We start from the raw sequence: 26,799 nt of genomic DNA, 5'->3' as shown, positions 1-26,799 counted from the left end.
CCTTCGGCCAGCGGTCGGACAAGGGACACCCGGTTGCCGCACCCTCGCCCGGCCCTTCGCTTAAGCTCAGGGCGTTCGCTGCTGCAATCGATTCACTGGATCGATTGCTCGGGCTGCGCCCGACCGCGGCTCACCCACGCCCGCGATAGGTGGCGACGCCCTGCTCCGGCAGCCACACGCCTTCCGGCGGCTTGCCCGTCTGCCAGAACACGTCGATCGGGATGCCGCCGCGCGGATACCAGTAGGCGCCGATCCTGAGCCACTTGGGATCGAGCAGCTCGACGATGCGCTTGGCGATGTAGATCGAGCAATCCTCGTGGAAAGCGCCATGGTTGCGGAAAGAATGCAGGAAGAGCTTCAGCGACTTCGATTCCACCAGCCATTCGCCCGGAATGTAATCGATGACGATATGGGCGAAATCCGGCTGCCCGGTCATCGGGCAGAGCGAGGTGAACTCCGGCGCGGTGAAGCGCACGACATAATCGGTGCCGGCATGGTTGGACGGCACTTTTTCAAGCACCGCCGCCTCCGGCGATTGCGCGGTTTCGGTTTGCTGGCCCAGCATCGATAGGCTGGAGGTATCGGTATTCGGCATCATGCCTCCTTGACGACTTTGACGCGGATGCCATGGGCCTTTTCGCCCTCCGGCTCCACGTGAATGGCTATTTTGGCGCCCTCGTGCACCGCACTGATGGCATCCTCAAGGCGGTCGCATATATCATGCGCCTGACGCACGGACATAGTGCCGGGCACCACCATATGAAAATCGATGAAAGTGACAGCGCCCGCCCGCCTGGTCTTCAGGTCGTGCACACCGATCGAGCCCGCTGCATGGGTGGCGATTGCCTGCTTGATCGCCTCCTCATCCAGCGGATCGACGGCCTGGTCCATCAGCCCGCCGATCGATTGCGAGATCACTTTCCAGCCCTGATAGAGGATGTTGACGGCAACCAAGATGGCAAGCACGGGATCGAAAATCGCATAGCCCGTCGCCAGCGCCAGCAGCAGGCCGACGAGCACACCGGCGGAGGTCACCACATCGGACATGATATGCTGCCCGTCAGCGGCAAGTGCGGCCGAGCGGTGTTTGCGCCCGGTCCGGATCAACAGCCGCGCCCAGACCGCATTGATGACGCCGGCTGCGACATTGATCGCAAGGCCGAGCGCCGGCGCATCGAGCATGCGCGGCTCGGCGAGGTAACCGACAGCCTCGTTGACGATCAGGAGTGCGGCGACGACGATCAGCACGCCTTCGGTGACCGCGGACAGATATTCCGCCTTGTGATGGCCGAAAGGATGGTCGTGATCGGCCGGCTTCTGCGCATAGCGAATGACGAAAAAGGCGATGAAGGCGGCAACGACGTTGACCGTTGATTCGAGCCCGTCCGACAGCAGCGCCACCGATCCGGTGACCCACCAGGCCACCATCTTCAGGCCCATGACGCCGAGCGACAGCGGAATCCCCCACATTGCCAGCGTCCGAACCGTAAGATCGCCGTTGTCACTCATATCGTCCTCCTGCGGTTGCGAATGAATTGCAGGGTCCAAGCCATTGAAATGCAAAACCGCCCACGCGAATGTCGCGCAGGCGGTCCAGTTAAGGGTGATATGGGCGATGAAGCAGGATTTGTCAAAGACAATGACACTTCCTTCACAGCTGCTGCAGCCCGCAACTGGAAAGCAGCGGCGGCAAACGTTCGCGATCGCGCTGCGGCGCTCAGTGAGCCGGGTCTGAGAGGACAGGCTGCGGCCAGCGCAGAAGAGCGGCCTGCCCTTCCGGCGTCAGCGCGTAGACGCCCTTCTCCTTGCGCTCGAACCATCCGTAGACATTGTCGAGCAGGATCCGGCCTGCATTGGGCGTAAGCGCCTTCATCTCCCGCGGCCGCGCCACGCCCTTATCGAGCGCCGCTGCGCAGAGCAGCGCCTGTTGGCGATAGGCGGTCATGATCGGCGCACGTGAGCCGCCGCCGACGGCGGGATCGCCGCGACGGCGCTGGTGCTCCTTGACAAGGCGCGTGCGCCGCTTCGGATTGGTGCGCGGCATCGGCGAGACGGAACTGACGATGATGCTGACCTCGCCGCCGTCGGAAACGCCGAGCATGCCGATGCCCAGCCGCCGGCAGAGGTCGCGGTAGCGCCTGTCGGCCTCCCGCCCGCGTCCCTTGGCCGAAACGCGCGCCGCGATCCAGACTTCATCGCTCATGGCCGCCCGGTCGACCGCCTGGAGAAGGAGCTCAAGGTTGAAGGAGAGTTTCAGTTCGCAGACCACCACGACCGGCGGCTCGCCATCGCTCAAGCCGACGAGATCGCATTTTCCGACCTCACCCTTCACGACATAACCGGCCGCCTCCAGGAAGGCTTTGACGGGCAGGTAAAGCGACGTCTCCATGGCAGAACGATGCCTCAGGCGGCGTTGAGATCGGCAATCTCGCCATAGCGCGCCAGCAGCCGCGGCGAGGACATATCGCCGGTTTCCTCGTCGACGATCACAGCATAGGCCGCCACGCCGACGAAACGCGCAGCCATCGCCGAGGCGATCTTTTCCGCGCTGACGGAGTTGGATGCCTGGCGCATTTCACCGGGCACGAGATTGCCGCGGTTCTTGCGGTAAGGGAGAACGATGAACTTTTCAGCATTGGCCACGGCAACGGGCTCCGGTTGATCGTTCCTGAAATGTTCTGATTTGACTGATAAAGTCAACCGAACTTTTCGGCAGACGCCCGCCCTTCCCGCAAAAGCAGGAAGGGCGAAGGAATTGCGCTCAGGCAGCCTTCGTCTTCGCCTTGCGGGCCAGATGCGCCACGACATTTTCGATCATCCGCATGCCGGCATCGCCGCCGAGCGTCATGATCGATTCCGGGTGGAACTGCACCGCGGCGATCGGCTCCTTGGCGTGCTCGATGCCCATGATCGTGCCGTCCTCGCTTTCCGCCGTGATGATGAACTCGCGCGGCAGCGTCGAGGGATCGGCGAAGATCGAGTGATAGCGGCCGACCGTCACTTCCCTGGAAAGGCCGGAGAAGACGATGCCCGGCTCCAGCACGCGGATGCGCGAGGGCTTGCCGTGCATCGGCAGCGCCAGATGGCGCAACTCCCCGCCATAGGCTTCGGCGAGCGCCTGCAGGCCGAGGCAGACGCCGAAGATCGGCAGGTTCCGCGCCCGGGCCTTCTTGATCGTCGCCTTGCAATCGAAATCCTTGGGCGTTCCGGGTCCCGGCGACAGCACGACGAGATCCGGGTTCAGCCGGTCGAAGATTTCCTCCGGCACCGGCGTGCGCACCGTCGAAACGGTCGCCCCCGTCTGGCGGAAATAATTGGCAAGCGTGTGGACGAAGCTGTCCTCATGGTCGACGAGCAGGATGCTGACGCCCTTGCCGACGCTTGCGACATCGCGCTGGGTCTTGCCGGAATTGCCGGTCTTGGCGTCGCGGATGGCGGAAAGCATGGCAGAGGCCTTCAGTTCTGTTTCGGCTTCTTCTTCGTGCGGATCGGAATCGTTGAGCAGCGTCGCACCGGCGCGCACCTCGGCGATACCGTCCTTGATGCGCACGGTGCGCAGCGTCAGGCCGGTGTTCATGTCGCCGTTGAAGCCGACCATGCCGATCGCCCCACCATACCATGCGCGCGGGCTTTTTTCACGGCTCTCGATGAAGCGCATCGCCCAGAGCTTCGGGGCGCCGGTGACGGTGACGGCCCAGGCGTGGCTGAGGAAACCATCGAAGGCGTCCATGTCGTCGCGCAGTCGCCCCTCGATATGATCGACCGTGTGGATGAGGCGCGAATACATCTCGATCTGCCGGCGGCCGATCACCTTGACCGAGCCAGGCTCGCAGACGCGGCTCTTGTCGTTGCGGTCGACATCGGAGCACATGGTCAGCTCCGACTCGTCCTTCTTCGAATTCAAGAGCTTCAATATCTGCTCGCTGTCGGCGATCGGGTCGTCACCGCGCTTGATCGTGCCCGAGATCGGGCAGGTCTCGATCCGCCGGCCGGAAACGCGCACGAACATCTCGGGCGAGGCGCCGACCAGATATTCCTGATGGCCGAGATTGATGAAAAAGGAATAGGGCGACGGATTGATCGCCTTCAGCCGCTTGGAAATGTCGGAAGGCTTGCTTTCGCAGCGCTCCATGAATTTCTGCCCGGGCACGACTTCGAAGAGGTCGCCCTTGCGGAAACTTTCCTTCGCCTTGACGACGAGCTCGGCATATTCGCCCGGCCGGTGATCGCTCTTCGGGGGAATGGCATCCGTGTGCTTGAAAGGCTCCGGCGCGATATCTTGAGCCTTGCCGTCCGTCGTGACGCCGCCCTTTTCGAAATCGTAACGGTCGATCCAGGCCTTGGCGGCGTAGTTGTCGACGACGAGAATCTCGTCGGGCAGGTAAAGCACCATGTCGCGCTGGTCGGAGGGCCGCGTCAGCTTCAGCTCGATCGCGTCGAACTGGAAGGCGATGTCGTAGCCGAAGGCGCCGTAAAGCCCGAGGCTCGCATCCGCCTGCGAATAGAACAGATCGGTGACGGCGCGCAGCACGGTGAAGACCGTCGGCATCTTCGAACGCTCTTCCTCGGTGAACACCCGGTCCGGTGCCTTGACCGACAGGTCGAGACGGCGCGCCGAGGAAGCCCCGAGCACGAGGTCGGGCACCGTTTTCAACCGCTCGGTCACGAAGCCGAGCAGCACCTCGCCACGTTCGTTATAGGCTTCGATCCAGACGTTGCGCCCGAAGGAGGAGATGCCGAGCGGCGGATCGACGACGGCGGTATCCCAGCGTGTATAACGTCCAGGATATTCGTAGTTCGACGAGAACACCGCGCCGCGGCGCTCGTCGAGCTTGTCGATATAAGAAGAGACCGCGTCGCCGTAGGGGATCGCCCGCCGCTGCCGCGTGACTGATATGCCGCCCTTGGTCTCGTAGATTTCCGCACCATCATCCCGCAGGATCGTTACCATAGTTTCACTCCGTTATCGGGGCCCGGACGACAGGCGGCGATAAAACAAAAAAGCCGCCTCGAAGTTTCGGGCGGCTCACTCGTCGTCGTCTTTGGACACGATTGGTCGAGGCCGCCTCAGCGAGCCCACCACCAAACAGCAATGTTCAAGGACTTGATCATGGAAAAATTGTTAGCCTGAGATCAGCCGCCGCGCAAGAGGCGATTGCGCGAATGAAAGGGGCGGCCCGAAAGCCGCCCCTGCCCCCAGCCTTGAAGGCATGGCCGACTCAGAAGGTCTTGGTGAGCGAGACCTTGAAGGTACGGCCAGGCTCTGAATACCACTCCCGCGGCTGCGACGCCGTCGCCGAGCTGAGATTGACGTCGCGCACGGCGAGCGCGTTGTAGTGCTCCTGGTCGAAGATGTTGTAGACACCCGCTTGAACGCGCAGCCCCGGCAGCTGTTCCGGCGTCCACCAACCGGTCAGGTCGACGATGGCATAGCCGGGCGCATCGAAGGTCGTGTCGGCGGTGTTGGTGATTGGTGTATCGAGGTGGTCGGTCAGCATACCGGCTGAAAGCGTCGAGGAAAGATCGAAGCCGAAGGTCTCATTGCTCCAGCCACCGCCGACGATCGCCTTGAACGGCGCCACCGAGCGCAGGCGCTGGGTGGTCTCTTCGTTCCTGCCATAGGCATAGGCAAGCGAAGTATGCAGATTGATACCGTTGCTGAAGGTCTTTGCTGCACTGACTTCAATGCCGGAGATCGTGGCTGCAGCCACGTTCGTGTAATTGAACTCAGTAAAGCCGGTCGAGTCGACGCTCGTCACCGTCTCGATGAAGTTCTGATAACGGGTATGGAAAGCCGCGACCCTGCCGGTAAAATCGCCCGTGTCGAAATTGGCGCCGACTTCGATGCCGCGACCGATTTCCGGTTCCAGATCAGGATTGCCGAGCTGGGCGTAGCGGCTGGTGGGGTTGTAGAAGCGGCTGTAGAGTTCATCGACGGTTGGCGCGCGGAAGCCGACCGCCAATTGCATGTAGAGCTCTACATCAGGCGTCAGGTCGTATGTTGCAAGGATCTTCGGCGACAGGGCGGCTTCCGTCCGGTTGCGAAGATCGCCGAAACGAGTAAGGCCGGTATTATTGGCAAAATCGCCGCCGGTCGAGGGATTGTAGTTGAACCAGTCGAAGCGGAAACCGGGTGTCAGCGTGAAGCCGGTATTGCCGATTTCGATCTTGTCTTCGACAACAAGACCAAGGTTTTGGCTGTCGACATCGGGCACTTCCGCCTGGTTGTTCAATGCCGGGCATGTTGTCGATGTGGGGCAAAGAGCCCAGCTATATTGGCTCCAGCTGGAGACGCCGACATCGAGACCGACGCGCATGGAGTGGTTGAGACCGGAATATTCGAAATCCTTCGTCGCGGTGCCGCTGAAGCCCCAGGTTTCGTTTTCGATCTCGTTGTTACGGCCATAGGCCACGTTGGCGGTCGTGCGGCCCTTGCTGCCCGCTTCTTTCTTCAAATCCAGCCAATAAAGCGTGGCGCGCGCACTGCTGAAGAAGGCGTCGGAGGACTGCGCTTCATAATCGTAATCGAGCGACACGCGATCGCGGTCGCGCAGTTCGCGACCGTCATAATTGTCGATCATGAAGTTACGAGGGCTGGTGCCCCCCTGAAGTTGGCGCAGGTCGGTTTTTAGATCCCGGCGGAACCGTTCCGCTGTCAAGCCGATGCGATGGCCGCCTTCCAACTCCTGGCGCAGTTTGAAGAGCAGGTTGTTCTGATCGAAGTCAGCCGGATTCGCCTCGGTGCGAAGAGCACCGTAGCTGTCGTTGTCGCCCATATTGTCGCGTTCATGGCCTTTGCGGTAGCCGCCCTGGAACAGGATCGAGGTACCGCCGATCTTCTTGGCAGCGGCGGCTGAGCCGGAAAGGCTCCTGTCTTCGCTGTCATAGGTTGACTTGACGATCGCGCCCCAATCGCGGCCTTCAGGAATGAGATCCTCAGGCTCCAAGGTATTGAGAACAATGGCGCCGCCGAGCATGCCCGAACCGCCCTTGCTCGAATCCGCGCCGCGCACGATATCGAGCGAGGACAATGAGTCGAAATCGAAGGTGTCGCCGCCGCCATTGGCGTTGGCAGGCGCAAAAGCACCCTGGCGCGAGCTGTTCGAAATATAAGGGATCGGAATGCCGTCGATGGTGGTCAGGATGCGAGCACCGGAAAGGCCGCGCAGGTTGAAGCCTGCGTCGCCCCGCGAATAGTTCACGCCCGCATCGACGCTGCGGCCGATATCGTCGAAATTGGTGACCTGCTTCTCTTCCAGTTGCTTCTGGGTGATCTCCGTCGCCAGCGGCGTATCGGCGACGCTGCCCGGCGCCACGCGCTTGCCCTTGACGACGATCTTCTGCAGGACGGTGCTGTCATCCGTCGTCGCTTGCGGCGTGGTTGCCGCAGCGCTTTGCGCGAAAGACTGCGAAACAGGAAGAACAACTGCGGCTGCCGTGCAGACCAATAGAACCGAGCGCCAATACCGGACGATCATAACCTACCCTCTCATGATGATTACCGGGCTGGCTGGTCGTGGCGCGTCGAACGCTCGAGGGGCTGGCTGGGCTTTTGCGGATGAAGACGATGCAGAATTCCGCCTTCTTTTTGCCGCATAAAAAACATGAGGAGTTCTGTCAACATATGCCGGGAAATTATGTTGAATAAATCTATCAAGTTTTAACGATCTTTCCTGACGTTGCGCAATTGCAACGAAAACCGCCATAATGCGTTACCCCTACGCGATCGACATGACGGAAACGGATGCGTTGAGAAAACTTTCGATACTGGCGATCCTTCTCGCCGCAGCCACCTTTCTTGCCGGTGCCCGCCTGCCCCCGCACGGCCCCTTACCCCAACCTCGACCGGATAGCGTCGATACGACGAGCCCTGCCCCGCTGCCTGACAAGGTTGAACCGCCGGCACCGGATGATGTGCCCGCACCTCAGCCAAAGCCTGATGCGAAGCAGCCGGAGACACCGGCGCCAGACCAGCCGCCGGCGCCGCAAACCGAACCAGGAAAGCCCGAACCGGCAAAACCCGAACAGCCAAAGCCCGCGCCGGCAGAACCGATGCAGGGCCCGCCGCTGCCGCCGGGCAAAGGCCCGCAGACGCCGGAGGAGGACAACAAGCCACCCGCCGAGCAGACGCTCGAAGAGCAGCATCTGACGATCGAACCCGAAAGCGATGCCGAGCACGCGGAATGCAGCGCTGCGCTCAAGGCCTTGGGCGTCGTCTTCAAGGACGCGCCGCGCATCGACGACGGCAACGGCTGCGGCATCGACAAGCCGATCATCGTTTCCGAAGCCCTGCCCGGCATCACGCTGAAGCCGGAGGCGACGATCCGCTGCCCGGCCGCTCTCGCCCTTGCCCGCTGGATGAAGGAGAGCGTCATTCCGGCAGCCTCCGCCGCCCTGCCGGAGCAGGGCCGCCTCATGACGGTCAATCAGGCAACGTCCTATATGTGCCGTCTGCGCAACGGCGCCGGAACGGGCAAGATCTCCGAACATGCCCGCGGCAATGCCATCGATATTGCAAGCTTCCATTTCGAAAAAGGCGAAGATGTCGCGGTCCGCTCCCGCCGCGAGGACCCGACGCTGACCGGCGCCTTCCAGCGCACCGTCAGCGCCGCCGGCTGCCTCTATTTCACCACCGTCCTCGACCCCGAAAGCGATGCCGCCCACGAAACCCATTTCCACCTCGACGTGATCGAGAGAAAGGGCAGCTATCGCTACTGCCACTGATCATTCAGGGGCTGCGATCCTCGCTTGAATCGTGCAGCGAAATAACCAAATAGAAGCTGCAAATGGGTGGGGTGGGGCAGCGGCAAATGAAGATCATAGCGAACGTCATACTGGTTTTCCTGATCGTCGCTGTCGGCTTCATCTTTACTGGTGAATTGCATTGGCTCCTTGCCATCGGAACGCTGTTCCTCGGGGCGCTGCAAAGCCTTTTCATCTGGCTGTTTATCGATCCGGACTTCGAAAAGCGCCGCGAGCGCCGCCTGCTCGAGCGCTTCGGTAAACCGTCACCGGATCAGAACAAGCCCTCGATATAACCCTGATCGTTCAGGAAAATCCGCTCCGCCGACGGCGATTTCGGCAAGCCGGGCATCGTCATGATCTCGCCGGTGATGGCGACGACGAAGCCGGCGCCCGCCGAAAGCCGCACCTCGCGCACGGTGACGATGTGGCCTTCCGGCGCGCCGCGCAGGTTCGGATCGATGGAGAAGGAATATTGCGTCTTCGCCATACAGACCGGCAGCTTGCCGTAGCCCTGCTCCTCCCATGTCTGCAACTGGTCGCGCACCGCCTTGTCGGCCGTCACCTCGCCGGCATGGTAGATCTTCGAGGCGACGATCTCGATCTTCTCGAACAGCGAAATGTCGTCGCCGTAGAGCGGCTGGAATTTCGCCTGGCCCGATTCGGCCAGTTCCACCACCTTGTGCGCCAGTTCCTCGATGCCGGCCGAGCCCAGCGCCCAGTGGCGGCAAAGGATCGCCTCGGCGCCGAGCCGCGACACAAATTCCTTCACCGCCGCGATCTCGGCGTCGGTATCGGAGACGAAATGGTTGATCGCCACGACGACCGGCACGCCGAAGCGGCGCACATTGGCGACATGCCGGCCAAGATTGGCGCAGCCCTTCTTCAGCGCCGCGACATCCTCCGTGCCGAGATCTTCCTTCTTCACCCCGCCATTCATCTTCAGCGCCCGGACGGTCGCGACGATGACCGCCGCATCCGGCTTCAGCCCTGCCTTGCGGCACTTGATGTCGAAAAACTTCTCGGCGCCGAGATCGGCCCCGAAACCCGCTTCCGTCACCACATAGTCGCCGAGCTTCAGCGCCGTCTTCGTCGCCGTCACCGAATTGCAGCCATGGGCGATGTTGGCGAAGGGCCCGCCATGCACGAAGGCCGGATTATTCTCCAGCGTCTGCACGAGGTTCGGCTGCATCGCATCTTTCAGGAGCACCGCCATGGCGCCGTCGGCTTTCAGGTCGCGCGCATGCACCGGCGTCCTGTCGAAGCGATAGCCGATGATGATATCGCCGAGCCGCCGTTCCAGATCCTTGAGATCGATGGCAAGGCAGAGGATCGCCATCACTTCGGAGGCGACGGTGATGTCGAACCCGCCCTGGCGCGGGAAGCCGTTGGCAACGCCGCCGAGCGAGGAGACCATGCTTCTGAGCGCCCGGTCGTTCATATCCATGACCCGCCGCCAGGTGATGCGGCGGATATCGATATTCTCTTCGTTGCCCCAGTAAATGTGATTGTCGATCATCGCCGCCAAGAGATTGTGCGCCGAGGTGATCGCATGAAAATCGCCGGTGAAATGCAGGTTGATGTCTTCCATCGGCACGACCTGCGCATAACCGCCGCCGGCCGCTCCGCCCTTGACGCCGAAGCAGGGGCCAAGCGAGGCCTCGCGGATGCAGACGATGGCTTTCCTACCGATCCGGTTCAGCCCGTCGCCGAGCCCGACGGTGGTCGTCGTCTTGCCCTCGCCCGCCGGCGTCGGGTTGATCGCGGTGACGAGAATCAGCCTGCCGTCCTTCTTGCCCGCTTGCCCGGCGATGAACTCGGCGCTGACCTTTGCCTTGTCGTGACCGTAGGGGACGAGATGCTCGACCGGAATGCCGAGCTTCGCCCCGATTTCGAAGATCGGCTTTTTGGCGGCAGCACGCGCGATTTCGATATCGGATTTGATCCCTGGCATGGATGTTCCCCGTCCCTGCCTTCCGCGGGCGCGGAGGCGTTGCTCTCTCCTCATGGGGATAGCGAAATATCGGTGAGGTGTGAATAGTGCTGCGCCTTGCGGCCGCCACGCTGGATGTTTATGTGGCGATCAACGATCGCGATTTCCCCGAGGTGAAGACATGAAAGCACTGGAACTCATCATCGAGCGCATCATCCTGTCGAGCCGCTGGATCCTCGTCGCCTTCTATATCGGCCTGGTCGCAGCGCTCGCCGTCTATGCCGTTTCCTTCGGCTACAAGCTTCTGAAGATCGCCGCCGGCGTCTTCGCCCTCGACGAGGCGGAGATGATCCTTGCCATGCTCAGCCTGATCGATGCGGCCCTCGTCGCAAGCCTGATCGTCATGGTGATGATCTCCGGTTATGAAAATTTCGTCAGCCGCTTCGATGAAGCCAGCGAAGCCGACAACGAAGTCTCCTTTCTCGGCAAGCTCGATTCGGGCAGCCTGAAGATCAAGGTCGCCTCCTCGATCGTCGCCATCTCCTCCATCCATCTGCTGCAGGTCTTCCTCAACGCCGACAAATATGCGGATGGCAAGATCATGTGGCTGACCTTCATGCACCTCGCCTTCGTCGCCTCCGCCGTCATGCTCGGCTTCCTGGAGAAGCTGATGAGCGCGACGGCGAAGAATGATTTGAAGGATAAGGGTTAGAGAAGGGAAGAGAGGCGCTTCGAAAGCGGGAACGACGAGTTACTCTCTTTCGCATTCCGATATCAATTTAGCGAAGCGGCAGCAGGAGCGATCCCTGCCTCAGCTTTTCTGGGGCATCGAAGACTTTCCTTGGCGTCGGGTCCGCACAGGTGAGAACCGGGTTCGTCACCATAAGGAATGATACCGTTGATGATGCCGAGCTCGAGCGCCTGAGAACGAGGTATGGTCTTTCGCTCGATCGATGTCGCGAGCATCATCGTCTCGAATGCGCCGGCATTGACGCCCATCTCGTCGAAATAGGCGAAGAATTTTGGATATTCAGCCGTCGTGGGTCTGACGAGGCCGATATCGGAATATCCGACGAGCCGCGGCGTTCCGCTCATCAAGACGAGAGTGCAGGTCGAAAGGCAGTATGCACCGCCGGCAGAGACCTCGCCCTTGGTCGGCCCGCTTTTGGCCATGCTCGCCTTGCAACGCGGATCCAGCGTCGGGCAGTTGGGCAACCGCGTTCTGCCAATCGAGGTCTCCAGGCCGGCAGCCCGGATCATACGCCCCATCGCGAAAGTCGCATCCATGTCTCCGCCATTGGACTGAAGGACGACCGGCAGCTTTCTTTTGCCGAGCGTTTTCAAGATCGTCTTCAGCCGAGCCGGTGTCTCCGGCGTGATGTCTCCTTCCGCAGAAATCCACTGCGTGCACTCGTCCTGGCAATTGCCGTCATACATCAGCAGAAAATCCATCGGCCGGGTTTCCGGCTCGCTGGTGACCGCCACCGCATCCCGCGCCTCGGCCGCCGGACGGCGGTGACAAACAGCCTCAGCCGCCGCGTCCGACGCGCAAAGCGGCATGCCGGGCCATTCGTTGTACGCCAGCACGTCGGTCGCGAGCCCCATTCGAATGGCGTCTTCGGGCGGTACGACGTTGATTTTGTCAGGCGTGACACTCATCATCACACCGATCAGATCGGCGCTGACGCCCATTTCTTTCAGATAGGCTGTGAGGGCAGCGGCTGCCTTCTTTCCAAGTTTGGTCGAACTGCTTTGCCCCGCTGACTTGCGTCCGACCTCCTTGCGGGAGATTTCCGTCTTCTTGCCATTCACGATCTTGTATTCGATGCGATAGGACACGCGCACCCTGCTATAGATGGTCGTGATCTGGTGGACGCCGATGAAAGCCCATTGCGGCGCCGCACGCACGGTTCCGCCGGCGAACACCAGCGGACAAGCGGAAAAGCAATATGCACCATAGGAATAGGTGTCACCACGCGAGGCCCCGTCCTTTGCGACAGCAGCATCGCAACGCATGTCTTCCGCCGGGCAATCCTTCAACCGGGTGCCGCCGACCGCTGTTTCCAGTCCGGCCTTGCGGATCATTCGGCCCATTGCATAGGCCGCGTTTACTTCGCCCCCCTCCGAGAGCAGGACAATCGGCAATTTCCGGTCACCGATCTTCTTCAGAATTTTTCGGAGCTGAGCCGGCGTATCGGAGGTTATGCGTCCCTCTGCCGATATCCATTCCGGACAGTCTTCCATGCAGAGGAGACTGCGCACGAGGATGAATCGCATCGGCGGCTGCCCTGCCTGCTTCTTCTGCCCGGCAGCCTGCGAGGTTGCAGCTCCGATCGGCAGGGTCAGAAATAATAAAACAAGTAATATCAGGGAAAATAGGGACTTCACGAAAAAAGAAATCGCAGAGCGCACGATTAAATTGCCTCAATTATACATGGTAAGACGCTTAGCAATTGCATTGATCACCAGCAAGCCGGTTTTCGACAAGTGTTGCCGCCTGGCTCTTTCCAAGGTGATTCTCTTCCTGCATCACTGCGCCAGACCCATGACTATGCGCATGAAGGAACCCAAAGATACCACAACGCTATATCCGCAAGTCGAAACTCAACCAAAGCGCGATCTCCCGTCGATAATTTTACACAATATGAGTAAATCAGCTGATGCTGCGTCAATTGGGACTAGCATCCGGGCACCTTTCTGTGTTTGATAGCGTTAACATTGGGCTGCCGGGGGCGTACAGATGTCTTACATGACCACCTCTGAAAGACAGTCATTGCTTTCGGCAGAGCTCGCCACTGCCCGAACACGCGGTCTGTTTGCGCAGGCGCTCGGCAGGGTCTCCGCAGCTTTCGGATTGTCGCATGCGACGCTGATGCACGCTCCCTCTCCGGAAGACCTGCTGTTGAAACCCCTGCTGATCGAAAGCTCGCTTCCGGCCGCCTATATCAGGGAGTTCGACCGCGCCCATATGATGCGTGGCTGTCCTTTCGGCTTACGACTGAGGGAATCCGCTGTCCCGCCGGCCTGGCACCTCAACGACGCCGTCAATGGTCAGGCCTTCCCGGCCGAACTGCGTGCCCTGATGCTGCGCCATGCCATACCGGCGGGCGTTGCCATGCCGACCATTGCAGCCAATGGCCAGCGCTTGGTCTTCTGGTTCTGCGGCGAGCGCGCCGCGCTCGGCCAGAGTGAGGTCAACGAGCTGGCAATGATTATTCTGCATGCCCTCGATGCCTATAATGCAGTCAAGCGGAATGAGGAATGCACGCATAACGCGCTATCGATCAGAGAACTGGAAGTTGTGCGCTGGACTGCTCAGGGCAAGACCTCGATCGAAATCGGCCAGATCCTGACGCTCTCGGACCATACGGTGAATGCCTATATGACGAATGCGATCAAAAAACTCGATTGCGTCAACCGCACCCAGCTGGTTGCCAAGGCAATTCGATTGAAGCTGATCAACTGAGAGTCAGGACGTCGCCCCGTGATCTGAGGGAATCGTGTCTCTTCTCTTCGAACAGCCCGCCATCGACAAGATGGAGCAATCCCGCGGCCACATTGGCATCACCGATGCGGAAATCGTCCAGATGCTTGCTGCCTATCGCCTTTTCGGCGTCTGGCGCATCGACATCGGGACAGGACATTTCTTTGCAAGCGAGGATGTGCACGCAATCTTCGACCTCCCCTACAGCGACGGTCCCGTCAATCTGACCGAGCTGATGTCGCGTATCCACGAGGATGACCGCAGCCTGATCGCCCAGACCTTCGAAGAGGCGAGCCGTCACGGCGTCGGCTTCCATTTCGTATACCGCGTCGACAACCGGCTTGGCGGCCACAAGCTGGTGCGCAGCGTCGGCCGCTTCCGGGACGGTGAAAGCGGCGGCGGCATCGTCGGCGTCACCTATGAGTTCGTCGAGAATCTGCGCGTCGTCGGCTTCGAGGACGATACGAGACCGCGCTGACCCCGAGAAATTTACCGGTCGAGCACCGAGCGGATCTCCACGAGGTTCGAGCGCACCCTCAGAATATAGAAGCCCATGGTGGCGAGATGGCTCGGCATGATCCAGCCGTCCTCGCGCCCGTTCGAAATGATCGCCGGCTGGATGCGCAGCGCTGCCTGGAATTGCCGCGTCGTACCGCCCCAGATCGCACCAAGGTTACGCTCCTGCACCACCTGCGAGAAATCCGCCTGCGCCGCGGTCAGGATGGCGTAATAGGCGTAGAGCTGGCCATAGGCAAACCAGAACCGGTCGTCGGCACGCGTGTCGAACCAGCCGCGATTATGGTGTTCCGAGCGCTCGGCAAGCATATCGGAGGTGCTGCCGAGATCGTTGGCGATGCGGTCGATGAACTGCATCAGATTGTCGGCGCGGCCGTCGAAAATGACATTGCACGCGGAAAGATCGGTGTTGAACTTGCGCAGGCTGCCGATCGCCGAGCGGTAATAGGAGGGTGTCGGCGTTTTCGGCCCGAAGGGATTGAGCCCGAAATACCAGCTGTATTCGTCGAACTGCAGGTTGCCCCGGGCGCTTTGCAGATCGTTGTTGATGCCCGACGTGCCGCGCACGCGCCCGAGCGTATCGACAAGCTCCGCCGACGTCCGCCGGACCGCCTGATTGATGCCGCGCTGGAACGACGCCTTGTTGTCGAGGAAGGGCGTGTGATCCCAGTCGATGCCGAAAAAGCCCATCTTGTAGAGCAGCATGGAAGAGATCCATGCGTTCTGGTTGACGTTGAAGTCGGTCAGATCGGCCGTGACGTCGACGATCGCCGAGCGCTGGCAGGTCTTGGCGGCAGCAGCACCGCTCGCTTCGGCGGCCGGCAGCTCCTGCCCGGCGGCAACCTTGCGTTCGGAAAGCCGGTATTGATCGACGAAGGCGGTGTTGAAATTCGTCCAGACCTGCGTCTGCCAGAAGAAATAGCCGTAGAGCACGACGAAGAGCGCTATGAATGCGATGATCGGCAAGCGGATCATCCAGCTCCGGCGCTGATACCAGCCATGCGCGGCGAGAAAGGGCCAGAAGGCCCAGGCGAAAAACAGGCGGGCCCAGCGACCGATCGTCTGGCCGATCAGCCTGAAAAAACCGGCTATCCGGTCAAGCATCGTCGTCTCCTGTCAGGCGCGGCGAACACACAGCGCCGCGCGTCTTTTCAGACGCGCTAAGGACGCTGTAACACTTTCAATTACTGCATAATTCCTTAAATCGATTCCGATTTAGGGAATTATGCAGTGCGATATTGCCATTCCCACATATGTGCTCGACGGGCCGAGCACAACACGAGCCCTTCGTTTTTTCGGATTGAAGGCCTCGCCGCAGGGCGCGCGAATCAGGCCCTGCGGGTCAGGAACGCAGAAAAGGCAGGCTGAAACGGAAAGACCTGCGCGCCGTGTCGATCAGAGGCGCTCCCGATGTCTCCGGCAGCGGTTCGGCATATGTCGGAAACCTGCCGATAAATTCCAGATCGGCGCGGCTCTTGCGCCGCTCCAGATCCTGGGCGACGAGCATGCCCTTCTCGAACAGCCCGATCGGCGCGGCGATATCGGGAAAGAGTTCCGGCTTGATCCGCATCTTCATGCCCGGCCTGTCCGTATCGACCTGCGCCTGGTAGATGATCAGCCGCTCCTCGACGTCGATCATCAGCTTGCGCAGCAGCACATTGCAGGCTGCGATCCGACCGTTCAGCGAATCGACAAAGCTCTGGAACAGGCCGATGAAACGCTCGCGCCGCTGGCTGTCGTCGCGCATCTCGTGCTCCCCGGCGGAAATCTGCTCGGCCTCCGCCTTCAGCGCCCGCCGCTCCGCCTCCATCTGCTCCCAATGCGCCCTGTTGCCGTAGACGCCGATACGGCCCTGCGTCGTCAGCGCCTTGGCGTTGAGCTCCTTCATCTTGAGGCGGGCGATATCGATGGAATCGACCAGCCGGCGCCGTTGCTCGACGATGTCGACCAGACCGCGTTCGGCGGCCCTGTGCCGTTCGATGATCGAAGCGCGCTGGCCGCCGATCAACCTGGCGAGCGCATCCGATTTCGTCAGAAGTTCGAGCAGCCGTTCGATGACCGGGGCCTCGCGCACGCGTTCGGTATACATGCGCCACATCCGCTGGCGCGACGTCCAGCCGGCCATCTTCTCGCGCAGCGTCAGCCCCCGGAAGCTGTCGAGATCGGCCGAAACCTCGGCGGTCAGCCGGTCGAGGGAAAAGACCAGCTCGGCCTGCAGGGCGTCGAGTGCCGCAGCATCGGCGATATGGGCCTGGAAGCGAACATTCTGCTCGAGGAAAACCTCGTCGGCCGACCGTCCTTCATCGCCGCTGAAGGCGCTGATCGCGGCCACGCAATAGGCTCCGTCGGCCGCAACCCTCTCGGCAAGGCTGCCGGCAGCTTCGTATTGGCTGTCGAATGGCGGAGGTTTGCGCACAGGCCTCTCCAGGGAATCTCATATTGCCCAAGCTAGAGCATCATGCCGAAAAGTGTGAAGCGGTTTTCCGCCCGGAATGGCGTAAAATGCAAAGCAGCTCGCTTGCGCCGCTGAAAAGACAGGCGGCATCGCGGCTTCAGACCGGCTCGGCGATCCAGGCCCCGTTCATCGCTTCGTCCCAATGCCTGCGGCAAAGCGAGACATATTTCTCATTGCCGCCGACATCGATCTGCGCGCCTTCGTGCAGCACTTTCCCCTCCGCGTCGAGCCGCACCACCATCGTCGCCTTGCGCCCGCAATGGCAGATCGTCCGCACCTCGCGCATTTCGTCGGCGATCGCCAGCAGTTCCTGCGAGGCCGGAAACAATTTGCCCTGGAAATCGGTTCGGAGGCCATAGACCATCACAGGAATGTCGAGCCTGTCGACGACGCGGGCAAGCTGCCAGACATGGGCAGGCGTCATGAAATGCGCCTCGTCGACGAAGACACAGGCAATCGGCGCCCCTGCTCCGCTCAGCGTCTCGATCAGCCGGAACAGGTCCTCGTGCGGCTCGAAGGGAATGGCGCTCGCCTCCAGCCCGATCCGCGAGCCGATGACGCCCCGGCCGGTGCGCTCGTCGAAGGCGGCGATCAGCTGCACCGTGCGCATGCCGCGCTCCTGATAGTTATAGGAGGCCTGCAGCAGCATCGTCGACTTGCCGGCGTTCATCGTCGAGTAGTTGAAATAGAGTTTTGCCATCCGATCTCTCCTTGATCGGTTTATTGAGAGCTAAGAATGGCAAAGAAAAGCCCCCTGGGAGCGATAATCACAGGAATCCCAGCCCGAAAATCGCCAAGTCGCCTGAAAACCAACTGCCGCGAAAAATCCGCCGACGTCGCAATCGCATGGGTCGATACGACGCAAACGCACTGAGGTCGCTTGTCAAACTCGGCTATTGGTGGTTGGCTTGGGAACTTAAAGACTGGGAGTCTAAAATGAAAACAACAAGCACGTTCAAACTCGTTACTACAACTGCCGTCGCCGCCCTCTTCGTTGCGACCGCCGCCTTCGCCGCCGATCCCGACAGCTGCTCCACCGTCCGCTTCTCGGATGTCGGCTGGACGGATATTACCGCCACAACCGCCACCGCATCCGTCGTCCTGAAAAGCATCGGCTATCAGACCGACGTCAAGGTTCTCTCGGTGCCGGTCACCTATACCTCGCTGAAGAACAAGGACATCGACATCTTCCTCGGCAACTGGATGCCGACGCAGGAAAAGGACGTCCGCCCCTATCTCGACGACAAGTCGGTCGAATCCTTCGGCCCCAACCTCGTCGGCGCCAAGTACACGCTCGCCACCAACGCCAAGGGTGCAGAACTCGGCATCAAGGACTTCAAGGACATCGCCGCCCACAAGGACGATCTCGACGGCAAGATCTACGGCATCGAGCCGGGCAATGACGGCAACCGCCTCGTCATGGACCTGATCGAAAAGAACACTTTCGGCATGAAGGATCTGGAGGTCGTCGAATCCTCCGAACAGGGCATGCTCGCCCAGGTCGCCCGTGCCGACAAGGCTGGCAAGCCCGTCGTCTTCCTCGGTTGGGAGCCGCATCCGATGAACACCAACTTCAAGCTGACCTACCTCACCGGCGGTGACGACGTCTTCGGCCCCGATTTCGGTGGCGCCAAGGTCTATACCAACGTTCGCGCCGGCTATCTCGGCGAGTGCCCGAACGTCGGCGCGATGCTGAAGAACCTGATATTCTCTCTCGACATGGAGAACCAGGTCATGGGCAAGATCCTCAACGACGGCAAAGAGCCGGAAGCTGCGGCTACCGAATGGCTGAAGGCGAATCCTGCCGCCCTCGAGCCCTGGCTCGCCGGCGTCAAGACCCGCGACGGCAAGGGCGACGCGCTGGCGGCCGCCAAAACCGGTCTCGGTCTTTGATAATGTGAACGGGGCGGCTCGCCGCCCCGTTTCATTTTTGTCCGATTGTTGATTTTTTTTGGATAGGCGCTCCCTTGAATTGGATCACCGAATTTAAAATTCCCATCGGCCTAGGGGCCAAATCCTTTGTCGACTGGCTGACCTCGAACGGCGCATGGTTCTTCGACCAGCTCGCCTTCCTCCTGTCCAGCGCCATAGACGGCCTGCTCTTCGTGCTGCAGAAGCCTCACCCGCTGATCGTCATCGCTGCCATCACCGCCATCGCCTTCTGGCTGCGCCGGTCGGTTGCGATCGCCCTCTTCACCTGTCTTGGGCTGCTGCTCATCGTGAACCAGGACTATTGGAAGGAGACGACGGAGACGCTCGCCCTCGTGCTGGCCGCCACCTTCGTCTGTATGGTGATCGGCATTCCGCTCGGCATTGCCGCCGCCCGCCGTCCTTGGGTCTACGCCGCAATGCGCCCGGTGCTCGATCTCATGCAGACCATCCCGACATTTGTCTATCTGATCCCGGCGCTCATCCTGTTCGGCCTCGGCATGGTGCCGGGCCTGATCGCAACGGTCATCTTCGCGATCCCCGCCCCCATCCGGCTGACGCGCCTCGGCATCATCTCGACGCCTCCGTCGCTTGTTGAAGCCGCCGTCGCCTTCGGCGCGCGGCCGATGCAGGTGCTGCGCAAGGTCGAACTTCCCTTCGCCGCGCCGCAGATCATGGCGGGCCTCACCCAGACCATCATGCTGTCGCTGTCGATGGTGGTTATTGCCGCTCTCGTCGGCGCTCCCGGGCTTGGCGTGCCGGTCGTGCGTGCGCTGAACACCGTCAATATCGCGAAAGGCTTCGACGCCGGTTTCTGCATCGTCATCCTGGCGATCATTCTCGACCGCATATTCCGCGCAGGGGACGAAGGAGACGGCGCATGACGGCGATAGATTTCAAGAATGTCAGCATCATCTTCGGCGATCGGCCGCAAGCAGCCCTTGCCATGGCCGACCAGGGCAAAACGCGCGATGAAATCGGCGCCGCCACCGGCCTGGTGCTCGGCGTCGCCAATGCCTCGCTGACGATCGAGGAAGGCGAGATCCTGGTGCTGATGGGCCTTTCGGGCTCAGGCAAGTCGACACTGCTGCGCGCCGTCAACGGACTCGCTCCCGTGGTGCGCGGCGATGTCGCGGTCTCCACCACCACCGGCTCCGTCAACCCCTACAAATGCAATGCCAAGGCTCTGCGGGAACTGCGCACCCACACCGTCTCCATGGTGTTCCAGCAGTTCGCCCTCCTGCCCTGGCGCACCGTCGCCGAGAATGTCGGCTTTGGCCTCGAGCTCGCCGGCATGCCGGAGGCCGAGCGCAAGGTCCGCATCGGCGAGCAGCTCGAACTCGTCAACCTGACGAAATGGGCCGACCGCAAGGTCAACGAACTCTCAGGCGGCATGCAACAGCGCGTCGGGCTTGCCCGCGCCTTTGCCACCGGCGCCCCGATCCTGCTGATGGACGAGCCGTTCTCGGCGCTTGACCCGTTGATCCGCACCCGTCTGCAGGACGAGCTTCTGGAGTTCCAGAGGCGGCTGAAGAAGACCATCCTCTTCGTCAGCCACGATCTCGACGAGGCCTTCCGCATCGGCAACCGCATCGCCATCATGGAGGGCGGCCGCATTATCCAGTGCGGAACGCCGCATGACATCGTCAAGAACCCCGCCGACCAGTATGTCGCCGACTTCGTGCAGCATCTCAACCCGATCAGCATGCTGACGGCGGCCGATGTGATGCAGCCCGGCCTCGGTCAGACGGCCGCGGGCATGAGTGTCAGCGCCACGGCCCGCGCCGAGACCCCGCTCGTCGATATCCTCGATGCCCTTGCCCGCCAGCCGGGTAGTATCGGCATCGTCGAGAACGGCACGATCATCGGCACCATCTCGGCCCAGGATATCGTCGCCGGCCTCACCCGCCATCGCCGCAAGCAGGACGCTTGATGTTTTCAGTCCGCTTTGCCACAAAGCGGATATGAAGGATCAGCCCTCGCCCATACGCGAAACCGACGACGACGCCCGCAAACTCGCCCGCGTGCTGCTGCGCTCCGCGCGGCACGCGGCGATCGCCGTTCTCGACCCCGAGACCGGCTTCCCCTTCACCAGCCGCGTGCTCGTCGCAACCGATATTGACGGCACCCCTGTCATTCTCGTTTCGAAACTCTCGGCCCATACCAAAGCGCTAGGCCATGACACGCGCGCCTCGCTCCTGACCGGCGAGCCCGGCAAGGGCGATCCGCTCGCCCACCCTCGCCTGACGACCCAATGCCTGGCGGAACCCGTCGAGCGCGGCAACGCCTTGCACGAGCGTCTGCGCACGCGTTTTCTCGCCCGCCACAGCAAGGCGAAGCTCTATATCGACTTTCCCGATTTCCTCTTCTTCCGCCTCAAGCCGGAGCAGGCCAGCCTCAACGGCGGCTTCGGCCGCGCCTACCAGCTCGATGGCAAGGATCTTATCATCCAGTCCGCCGCGAATGAGGAGATTGCCGCCGGCGCGGCGGAAACAGTGCGAGATTTAGTAGCACGCCACCCCGATGTGGCAGAGACCCTCGCTGCCCGGCTAAAGGCGCCGGAATCGGCTTCCTGGCGCATTTGTGGTATCGATCCCTCAGGTTTCGACATGATTTCCGGTGATTTTCTGCTTCGGTATGAATTCGAAACCCTCGCCGGGGATGCCGATCACGTTTGTTCAAACATATCTAAAATAGCATACTCGATACCTTAAATTTAGGTATATACAATCTTCGACCCCACTTGCTAGTTTTGGGGCGTCGGTCGAAATTCGACTGGCGGCCTGTGCCAACACGCATGATGTACGTTTCGCATTAGGAAGATAACAATATGGAAACCACTGATTTGGCCGATCACACCAATGTGGCGGCAGCTTTATTGTCGGCCATGGCCAATCCCAAGAGATTGCTGATCCTGTGCAGCCTCGTGAAGGGCGAAGTGGCCGTCGGCGTGCTTGCAACGCAGGTCGGCCTCAGCCAGTCGGCACTGTCTCAGCACCTGTCGAAACTGCGCGCGCAGAAACTGGTCAAGACTCGCCGTGACGCACAGACTATCTACTATTCCAGCACCTCCGAGCCGGTGATGAAGATCCTGGCAACGCTCGAAGACATCTACCTCGTGCAGAACAGGAACAGATCTGCCGCTTGATGATAGCGCTGACATGACTGTCGGCCGTGCCGCAAGGGGATGTTCCCGGAAGCGCGGCAACGATATTTCAGCACCTGAACCTTATGGCACGACCGGCAGATCTTGCGATTTGCCGGTCGTGCCCTTTTTGCCTGTCCCCGGAATATCCCAGGATCGATCCGGTCGAAACTCAAGCCTTCCTGTCACGAGCGGCTCCCAGGCGTTTTACCGTTGACGCTTGAGGAAGCCCTGATAATTTGACCGGGCAGTCAAAATATGGGCGTGAAGCCCCGGGAAAGGGCCGTCAGCGGCCAGGAGAACAGCATGTCCAATCGCCTCAACGCACCGAATGATCTTCGCGCCTTCTGGATGCCGTTTACGGCAAATCGCCAGTTCAAGAAGGAGCCGCGTCTGTTCGTCGGCGCCAAGGACATGTATTATACGACCCATGACGGCCGTCAGGTGCTGGACGGCACGGCCGGCCTCTGGTGCGTCAATGCCGGCCACTGCCGCCCGAAGATCACCGAGGCGATCCGCGAGCAGGCCGGCGAGCTCGATTACGCTCCGGCCTTCCAGCTCGGCCATCCCAAGGCCTTCGAACTGGCGAACCGCCTGGTCGACATCGCCCCCGAAGGCCTGAACCACGTTCTCTACACCAATTCCGGATCCGAATCCGTTGAGACGGCGCTCAAGGTGGCGCTCGCTTATCACCGCGTGAAGGGCAATGGTTCACGCTTCCGCCTGATCGGCCGCGAGCGCGGCTATCATGGCGTCAATTTCGGCGGCATCTCCGTCGGCGGCATCGTCACCAACCGCAAGATGTTCGGCACGCTGCTGACCGGCGTCGATCACATGCCGCACACCCACCAGCCCGGCAAGAACAACTTCACCCGCGGCGAGCCCGAACATGGCGGCGACATCGCCACCGAACTGGAGCGCATTGTCACCCTGCATGACGCCTCGACGGTCGCGGCCGTCATCGTCGAACCGGTGGCCGGCTCCACCGGCGTGCTCATTCCGCCGAAGGGCTACCTGCAGAAGTTGCGCGAGATCTGCACCAAGCACGGCATCCTGCTGATCTTCGACGAGGTCATCACCGGCTTCGGCCGCCTCGGCGCCCCCTTCGCCGCACAATATTACGACGTCAAGCCCGACATGATCACCGCCGCCAAGGGACTGACCAACGGCGTCATTCCGATGGGCGCCGTCTTCGTCACCTCCGAGATCCATGATGCCTTCATGAACGGCCCGGAGCACATGATCGAGTTCTTCCACGGCTATACCTATTCCGGCAACCCGATCGCCTCGGCCGCAGCCCTCGCCACGCTCGACACCTATAAGGAAGAAGGCCTGCTCACCCGCGCCGCCGAGCTGTCCGACTACTGGGCCGACGCGCTGCATTCGCTCAAGGACTGCCCCAATGTCATCGACATCAGGAACACCGGCCTGATCGGCGCGATCGAACTCGATCCGATCGCCGGCGAACCGACCAAGCGCGCCTTCACCGCTTTCCTGAAAGCCTATGAAAGCGGCCTGCTGATCCGCACCACCGGCGATATCATCGCGCTCTCGCCGCCGCTGATCATCGAAAAGCATCACATCGACGAACTCTTCGGCAAACTGCGGACCATCCTGCAGAACAATATCTGAGAGAGCCCCCGAGCTTTCCAAATCACGGCCTGCGGCGGGTGCAAGCCCACGCAGGCCTTTTTGTCGCCGCAAGGGATCGACCTCAGGTCACAGAGGCGACGGAAAGGCAGAGGGCGAATTTTTTCAAGAGCCGGCGGTCGAAGTGCCCTTCATTCCCGAACATCCATTTCAGAGCATCGCTCGCGCTCCATGCCGCCTTGTATGACCGTACCGAGGTGATCGCGTCATAGACGTCGCAGATCGTGGCAATACGCGCGTGGAGGCTCAACTCTCTGCCGGACAGCCTGCGCGGATAGCCCTTGCCGTCGATGCGCTCATGGTGATTGAGGCAGACATCGAGAACGATCTCCGACATGCCCTCCTGCCGCGACAGGAAAGCGTGTCCCTTCTCCGGATGGCCCCGGATCAGGCTGATCTCATCCTTTTCCAGAGGCCCGGCCTTGTTGAGCACCTCAAGCGGAATTTCAAGCTTGCCGACATCGTGCAGCAAGCCGGCGGTGCCGAGCATCTGTACCGTAGGCTCGTCGAGTGCGAGATGGCGGCTGAACAGAATCATCAGCGCGCTTACCGAAATGGAATGGAGGAAGGTCACCTCGTCTTTTGATTTCAAACGCGTGACGTTCAGGAAAACCGAGGGATTTTCCTCCATCGACTTGGAGACGGAAGAGATCACCGGCGCCACATGAGCGACGCTGATCGCATCGCCATTCCGCAGCCTCGCGAAAGCCTCTTCCAGCACCTGCACGGATTTCTGGACGGTCTCGCGCGCGGCCTGGATATCGATCTCGATATCACGGCCCGGCAGGCCGCCGATATCGAGACCCTTGCTGGTGTTGATGACCACGCTGGCGGTGCCGCATTTGCGAATGTTTGCCGCATCGACCTCGCGCCGCAGGGAGAATCTGCGCTTGGACAAAAGCGGATCCTGCCACAGGCCCTCGACGGCCTCCACAAACATTCCGATACGCACCTGGCTGGCGTCGATACGCTTGAGCATCAAGTCTCTGTTTCCTGCTATGTCTATCTAATTATTTGTATGGGTCTCTTTTTCAATGCTGCGGTATTTTGGGTATCGCGGGATACTACTGCCACCAGCCAAACTAACGGTTAATGGGAAAGATAAAGACAACCATACGGAGGCGGTTTCGCCTGGGCAACGGCCTGCCCTTTGCAACTCCCCTTATGAGAAATCACCGAAAACCGAAGAAAATGATCGCCTTCGAGCGAGTTTTCGGCCGGATAGATCCGATTTTCCTTCCATTTTGTTATGAACTTGCGCAATCCCGTCAAAATTCCTAGAAATCTCGTCATGAGCCTTCCCGAGTCAAATATGGCCGGCAGGCTCACTGATCGCGCCCTTGTCGATCGTCCTTGGCACGGCCCAACGGGCTGTTGAACGATCCGGCAGAACCGGCGCGGCATCTCATCGCGGGTCGCATGACCCCATCCAAGGAGACAGACTATGACCCTCAAGACATTGACGGCGACCCTGGTCGCGTCGCTCGCCTTTGCGCCGCTTGCCCATGCCGATATCACCATCGGCCTGATTGCGCCGCTGACCGGCCCCGTCGCCGCCTATGGCGACCAGGTGAAAAACGGCGCTCAGGCGGCCGTCGACGAGATCAACAAGAAGGGCGGCATTCTCGGCGAGAAGGTCGTCCTCGAACTGGCCGACGATGCCGGCGAGCCGAAACAGGGCGTTTCCGCCGCCAACAAGGTCGTCGGCGACGGCATCCGCTTCGTCGTCGGTCCGGTGACCTCGGGTGTCGCCATTCCGGTTTCGGACGTGCTGGCTGAAAACGGCGTGCTGATGGTCACTCCGACCGCAACGGCCCCCGACCTCACCAAGCGCGGCCTCACCAATGTGCTGCGCACCTGCGGCCGCGACGACCAGCAGGCCGAGGTCGCCGCCAAATACGTGCTGAAGAATTTCAAGGACAAACGCGTCGCCATCGTCAACGACAAGGGCGCCTACGGCAAGGGCCTTGCCGACGCGTTCAAGGCGACGCTGAATGCCGGCGGCATCACCGAAGTCGTCAACGACGCGATCACCCCTGGCGACAAGGATTTCAGCGCGCTCACCACCCGCATCAAGTCCGAGAAGGTCGACCTGGTCTATTTCGGCGGCTACCACCCGGAAGGCGGCCTGCTCGCCCGCCAGCTGCATGACCTCGCCGCCAACGCGACGATCATCGGCGGCGACGGCCTCTCCAACACCGAATTCTGGGCGATCGGCACCGATGCCGCCGCCGGCACCGTCTTCACCAACGCCTCGGACGCCACCAAGAACCCGGATTCGAAGGCCGCAGCCGATGCGCTCGCTGCCAAGAACATCCCGGCCGAAGCCTTCACGCTGAACGCCTATGCCGCCGTCGAAGTGCTGAAAGCCGGCATCGAGAAGGCCGGCAGCGCCGAGGATGCGGAAGCCGTCGCAACCGCGCTGAAGGGCGGCCAGGAAATCCCGACCGCTATCGGCAAGGTCACCTATGGCGAGACCGGCGACCTGACCTCGCAGAGCTTCTCGCTCTACAAGTGGGAAGCCGGCAAGATCGTCGCCGCCGAGTGATTACCAGTATTGACGGAAGCAGGATCGGGCGCCCCACGGCGCCCGGTTTGCATTTGTGAAGGCTGATAGACCGGTTAGTTCGGCATCCTTGGACCACCACCGAAATAGTCTTCAAGCTTGTTGTATTCGATAATTATCGGCTGAACATAGGTTTTGTTGGAAGCGGGTCGTGGAACTCTATTATGGAATTTGTCGATCGCGAGGCGCTTCAGATATCCGTCATAAGATGCATTTCCACTTGAACTCTTGAGGCTGACATCCACTAATCGACCATGCTTATCAGTTACAAGCTTGACTGCATTCACCGTGGCACAGCCGCTCAGGAGAAAAGCCACACAAGCAGCTGAAATAATCGCTTTCATATCATGACCTTGAGTTAGAAATCGGCATCTGTATC

25 protein-coding genes are annotated in these 26,799 nt (G+C 60.9%); 12 read left to right on the top strand and 13 right to left on the bottom strand.

Annotated elements, in window-relative coordinates:
• Window positions 1–130: 130 nt before the first annotated feature.
• The 6 genes from queF to QMO80_RS19080 form a co-directional block, all read right to left on the bottom strand.
• Complete coding sequence (gene queF / locus QMO80_RS19105; protein ID WP_049736156.1) at window positions 131–595, bottom strand: preQ(1) synthase; 465 nt, start codon at window positions 593–595, stop codon at window positions 131–133.
• Window positions 595–1,509: a CDF family cation efflux transporter EmfA gene (gene emfA, locus QMO80_RS19100; RefSeq protein WP_283197910.1), complete on the bottom strand. Its 915-nt coding sequence runs from the start codon at window positions 1,507–1,509 to the stop codon at window positions 595–597. The genes queF and emfA overlap by 1 nt, the downstream gene beginning before the upstream one ends.
• A 208-nt stretch (window positions 1,510–1,717) precedes the next feature.
• Entirely contained in the window at window positions 1,718–2,389 is a 672-nt protein-coding gene (locus QMO80_RS19095) for a DUF2161 domain-containing phosphodiesterase (RefSeq protein WP_283197909.1), read from the bottom strand.
• 14 nt (window positions 2,390–2,403) lie between these two features.
• The gene (locus QMO80_RS19090; protein ID WP_283197908.1) at window positions 2,404–2,643 is read right to left on the bottom strand and encodes a hypothetical protein; all 240 of its coding nucleotides are present in this window, start codon (window positions 2,641–2,643) and stop codon (window positions 2,404–2,406) included.
• 118 nt (window positions 2,644–2,761) lie between these two features.
• Window positions 2,762–4,951 carry an anthranilate synthase gene (locus QMO80_RS19085; protein WP_283197907.1) on the bottom strand — a complete coding sequence of 730 codons (2,190 nt, stop codon included), beginning with the start codon at window positions 4,949–4,951 and terminating at the stop codon, window positions 2,762–2,764.
• A gap of 268 nt (window positions 4,952–5,219) precedes the next feature.
• Window positions 5,220–7,478: a TonB-dependent hemoglobin/transferrin/lactoferrin family receptor gene (locus QMO80_RS19080; protein ID WP_283197906.1), complete on the bottom strand. Its 2,259-nt coding sequence runs from the start codon at window positions 7,476–7,478 to the stop codon at window positions 5,220–5,222.
• 253 nt (window positions 7,479–7,731) lie between these two features.
• On the opposite strand from QMO80_RS19080, the gene QMO80_RS19075 reads away from it, so the two are divergent.
• Together QMO80_RS19075 and QMO80_RS19070 are read left to right on the top strand one after the other, a co-directional pair.
• On the top strand, window positions 7,732–8,724 hold the full coding sequence (locus tag QMO80_RS19075) for an extensin family protein (RefSeq protein WP_283200230.1): 993 nt from the start codon (window positions 7,732–7,734) through the stop codon (window positions 8,722–8,724).
• 86 nt (window positions 8,725–8,810) lie between these two features.
• A complete protein-coding gene (locus QMO80_RS19070) occupies window positions 8,811–9,038 on the top strand; it encodes a hypothetical protein (RefSeq protein ID WP_283200229.1) in 228 nt (75 codons plus the stop codon).
• Here QMO80_RS19070 and QMO80_RS19065 read toward each other — a convergent pair.
• Window positions 9,017–10,696, bottom strand: a complete 1,680-nt coding sequence (locus tag QMO80_RS19065; protein WP_283197905.1) for a formate--tetrahydrofolate ligase — start codon at window positions 10,694–10,696, stop codon at window positions 9,017–9,019. The two genes, QMO80_RS19070 and QMO80_RS19065, sit on opposite strands and share 22 nt — an antisense overlap.
• Window positions 10,697–10,856: 160 nt before the next feature.
• Between QMO80_RS19065 and QMO80_RS19060 the strand changes: the two genes are divergently transcribed.
• Window positions 10,857–11,387 (top strand): TIGR00645 family protein, encoded by a 531-nt coding sequence (locus tag QMO80_RS19060; RefSeq protein WP_283197904.1) that lies wholly within the window; start codon window positions 10,857–10,859, stop codon window positions 11,385–11,387.
• Between the two features lie 62 nt (window positions 11,388–11,449).
• Here QMO80_RS19060 and QMO80_RS19055 read toward each other — a convergent pair whose 3' ends face one another.
• Window positions 11,450–13,087: a hypothetical protein gene (locus tag QMO80_RS19055; protein ID WP_283197903.1), complete on the bottom strand. Its 1,638-nt coding sequence runs from the start codon at window positions 13,085–13,087 to the stop codon at window positions 11,450–11,452.
• A 328-nt stretch (window positions 13,088–13,415) separates the two neighbouring features.
• Between QMO80_RS19055 and QMO80_RS19050 the strand changes: the two genes are divergently transcribed.
• Together QMO80_RS19050 and QMO80_RS19045 are read left to right on the top strand one after the other, a co-directional pair.
• Window positions 13,416–14,141: a LuxR C-terminal-related transcriptional regulator gene (locus QMO80_RS19050; RefSeq protein ID WP_283197902.1), complete on the top strand. Its 726-nt coding sequence runs from the start codon at window positions 13,416–13,418 to the stop codon at window positions 14,139–14,141.
• Between the two features lie 34 nt (window positions 14,142–14,175).
• The gene (locus QMO80_RS19045) at window positions 14,176–14,637 is read left to right on the top strand and encodes a PAS domain-containing protein (RefSeq protein ID WP_283197901.1); all 462 of its coding nucleotides are present in this window, start codon (window positions 14,176–14,178) and stop codon (window positions 14,635–14,637) included.
• A gap of 11 nt (window positions 14,638–14,648) precedes the next feature.
• Here QMO80_RS19045 and QMO80_RS19040 read toward each other — a convergent pair whose 3' ends face one another.
• From QMO80_RS19040 to QMO80_RS19030, 3 genes are all read right to left on the bottom strand, one after another.
• A complete protein-coding gene (locus QMO80_RS19040; RefSeq protein WP_283197900.1) occupies window positions 14,649–15,779 on the bottom strand; it encodes a DUF2333 family protein in 1,131 nt (376 codons plus the stop codon).
• A 238-nt stretch (window positions 15,780–16,017) separates the two neighbouring features.
• Window positions 16,018–17,091, bottom strand: coding sequence for a hypothetical protein (locus tag QMO80_RS19035; protein ID WP_283197899.1), 1,074 nt, complete (start codon window positions 17,089–17,091; stop codon window positions 16,018–16,020).
• A 136-nt stretch (window positions 17,092–17,227) separates the two neighbouring features.
• A complete protein-coding gene (locus tag QMO80_RS19030; RefSeq protein WP_283197898.1) occupies window positions 17,228–17,830 on the bottom strand; it encodes a thymidine kinase in 603 nt (200 codons plus the stop codon).
• A 236-nt stretch (window positions 17,831–18,066) separates the two neighbouring features.
• Here QMO80_RS19030 and QMO80_RS19025 point away from each other — a divergent pair, with 236 nt between their 5' ends.
• The 6 genes from QMO80_RS19025 (at window position 18,067) to QMO80_RS19000 (ending at window position 23,836) form a co-directional block, all read left to right on the top strand.
• On the top strand, window positions 18,067–19,023 hold the full coding sequence (locus QMO80_RS19025) for a choline ABC transporter substrate-binding protein (protein WP_283197897.1): 957 nt from the start codon (window positions 18,067–18,069) through the stop codon (window positions 19,021–19,023).
• Window positions 19,024–19,097: 74 nt separating this feature from the next.
• Window positions 19,098–19,943, top strand: a complete 846-nt coding sequence (gene choW, locus QMO80_RS19020; RefSeq protein ID WP_283197896.1) for a choline ABC transporter permease subunit — start codon at window positions 19,098–19,100, stop codon at window positions 19,941–19,943.
• Window positions 19,940–20,992, top strand: coding sequence for a choline ABC transporter ATP-binding protein (gene choV, locus QMO80_RS19015; RefSeq protein WP_283197895.1), 1,053 nt, complete (start codon window positions 19,940–19,942; stop codon window positions 20,990–20,992). Before choW ends, choV begins: the two co-directional genes overlap by 4 nt.
• A gap of 31 nt (window positions 20,993–21,023) precedes the next feature.
• Window positions 21,024–21,773, top strand: coding sequence for a HugZ family protein (locus QMO80_RS19010; RefSeq protein ID WP_283197894.1), 750 nt, complete (start codon window positions 21,024–21,026; stop codon window positions 21,771–21,773).
• A 116-nt stretch (window positions 21,774–21,889) separates the two neighbouring features.
• The gene (locus tag QMO80_RS19005) at window positions 21,890–22,207 is read left to right on the top strand and encodes a helix-turn-helix transcriptional regulator (RefSeq protein ID WP_049736138.1); all 318 of its coding nucleotides are present in this window, start codon (window positions 21,890–21,892) and stop codon (window positions 22,205–22,207) included.
• A gap of 303 nt (window positions 22,208–22,510) precedes the next feature.
• A complete protein-coding gene (locus tag QMO80_RS19000; RefSeq protein WP_018243099.1) occupies window positions 22,511–23,836 on the top strand; it encodes an aspartate aminotransferase family protein in 1,326 nt (441 codons plus the stop codon).
• 82 nt (window positions 23,837–23,918) lie between these two features.
• On the opposite strand, the gene QMO80_RS18995 is transcribed toward QMO80_RS19000, so the two are convergent.
• On the bottom strand, window positions 23,919–24,833 hold the full coding sequence (locus tag QMO80_RS18995; RefSeq protein WP_283200228.1) for an HD-GYP domain-containing protein: 915 nt from the start codon (window positions 24,831–24,833) through the stop codon (window positions 23,919–23,921).
• A 465-nt stretch (window positions 24,834–25,298) separates the two neighbouring features.
• Here QMO80_RS18995 and QMO80_RS18990 point away from each other — a divergent pair, with 465 nt between their 5' ends.
• Window positions 25,299–26,402, top strand: a complete 1,104-nt coding sequence (locus QMO80_RS18990; RefSeq protein ID WP_283197893.1) for a branched-chain amino acid ABC transporter substrate-binding protein — start codon at window positions 25,299–25,301, stop codon at window positions 26,400–26,402.
• A gap of 74 nt (window positions 26,403–26,476) precedes the next feature.
• Here the strand turns inward: QMO80_RS18990 and QMO80_RS18985 are convergent, their stop codons facing one another.
• Window positions 26,477–26,764 carry a TonB C-terminal domain-containing protein gene (locus QMO80_RS18985; protein WP_283197892.1) on the bottom strand — a complete coding sequence of 96 codons (288 nt, stop codon included), beginning with the start codon at window positions 26,762–26,764 and terminating at the stop codon, window positions 26,477–26,479.
• Window positions 26,765–26,799: the final 35 nt, after the last annotated feature.

Source organism: Rhizobium sp. BT03 (assembly GCF_030053155.1).
Lineage (GTDB): Bacteria > Pseudomonadota > Alphaproteobacteria > Rhizobiales > Rhizobiaceae > Rhizobium.
Note: the sequence above shows the minus strand (reverse complement) of the source record. Positions and strands in the feature narration are given on the sequence as shown.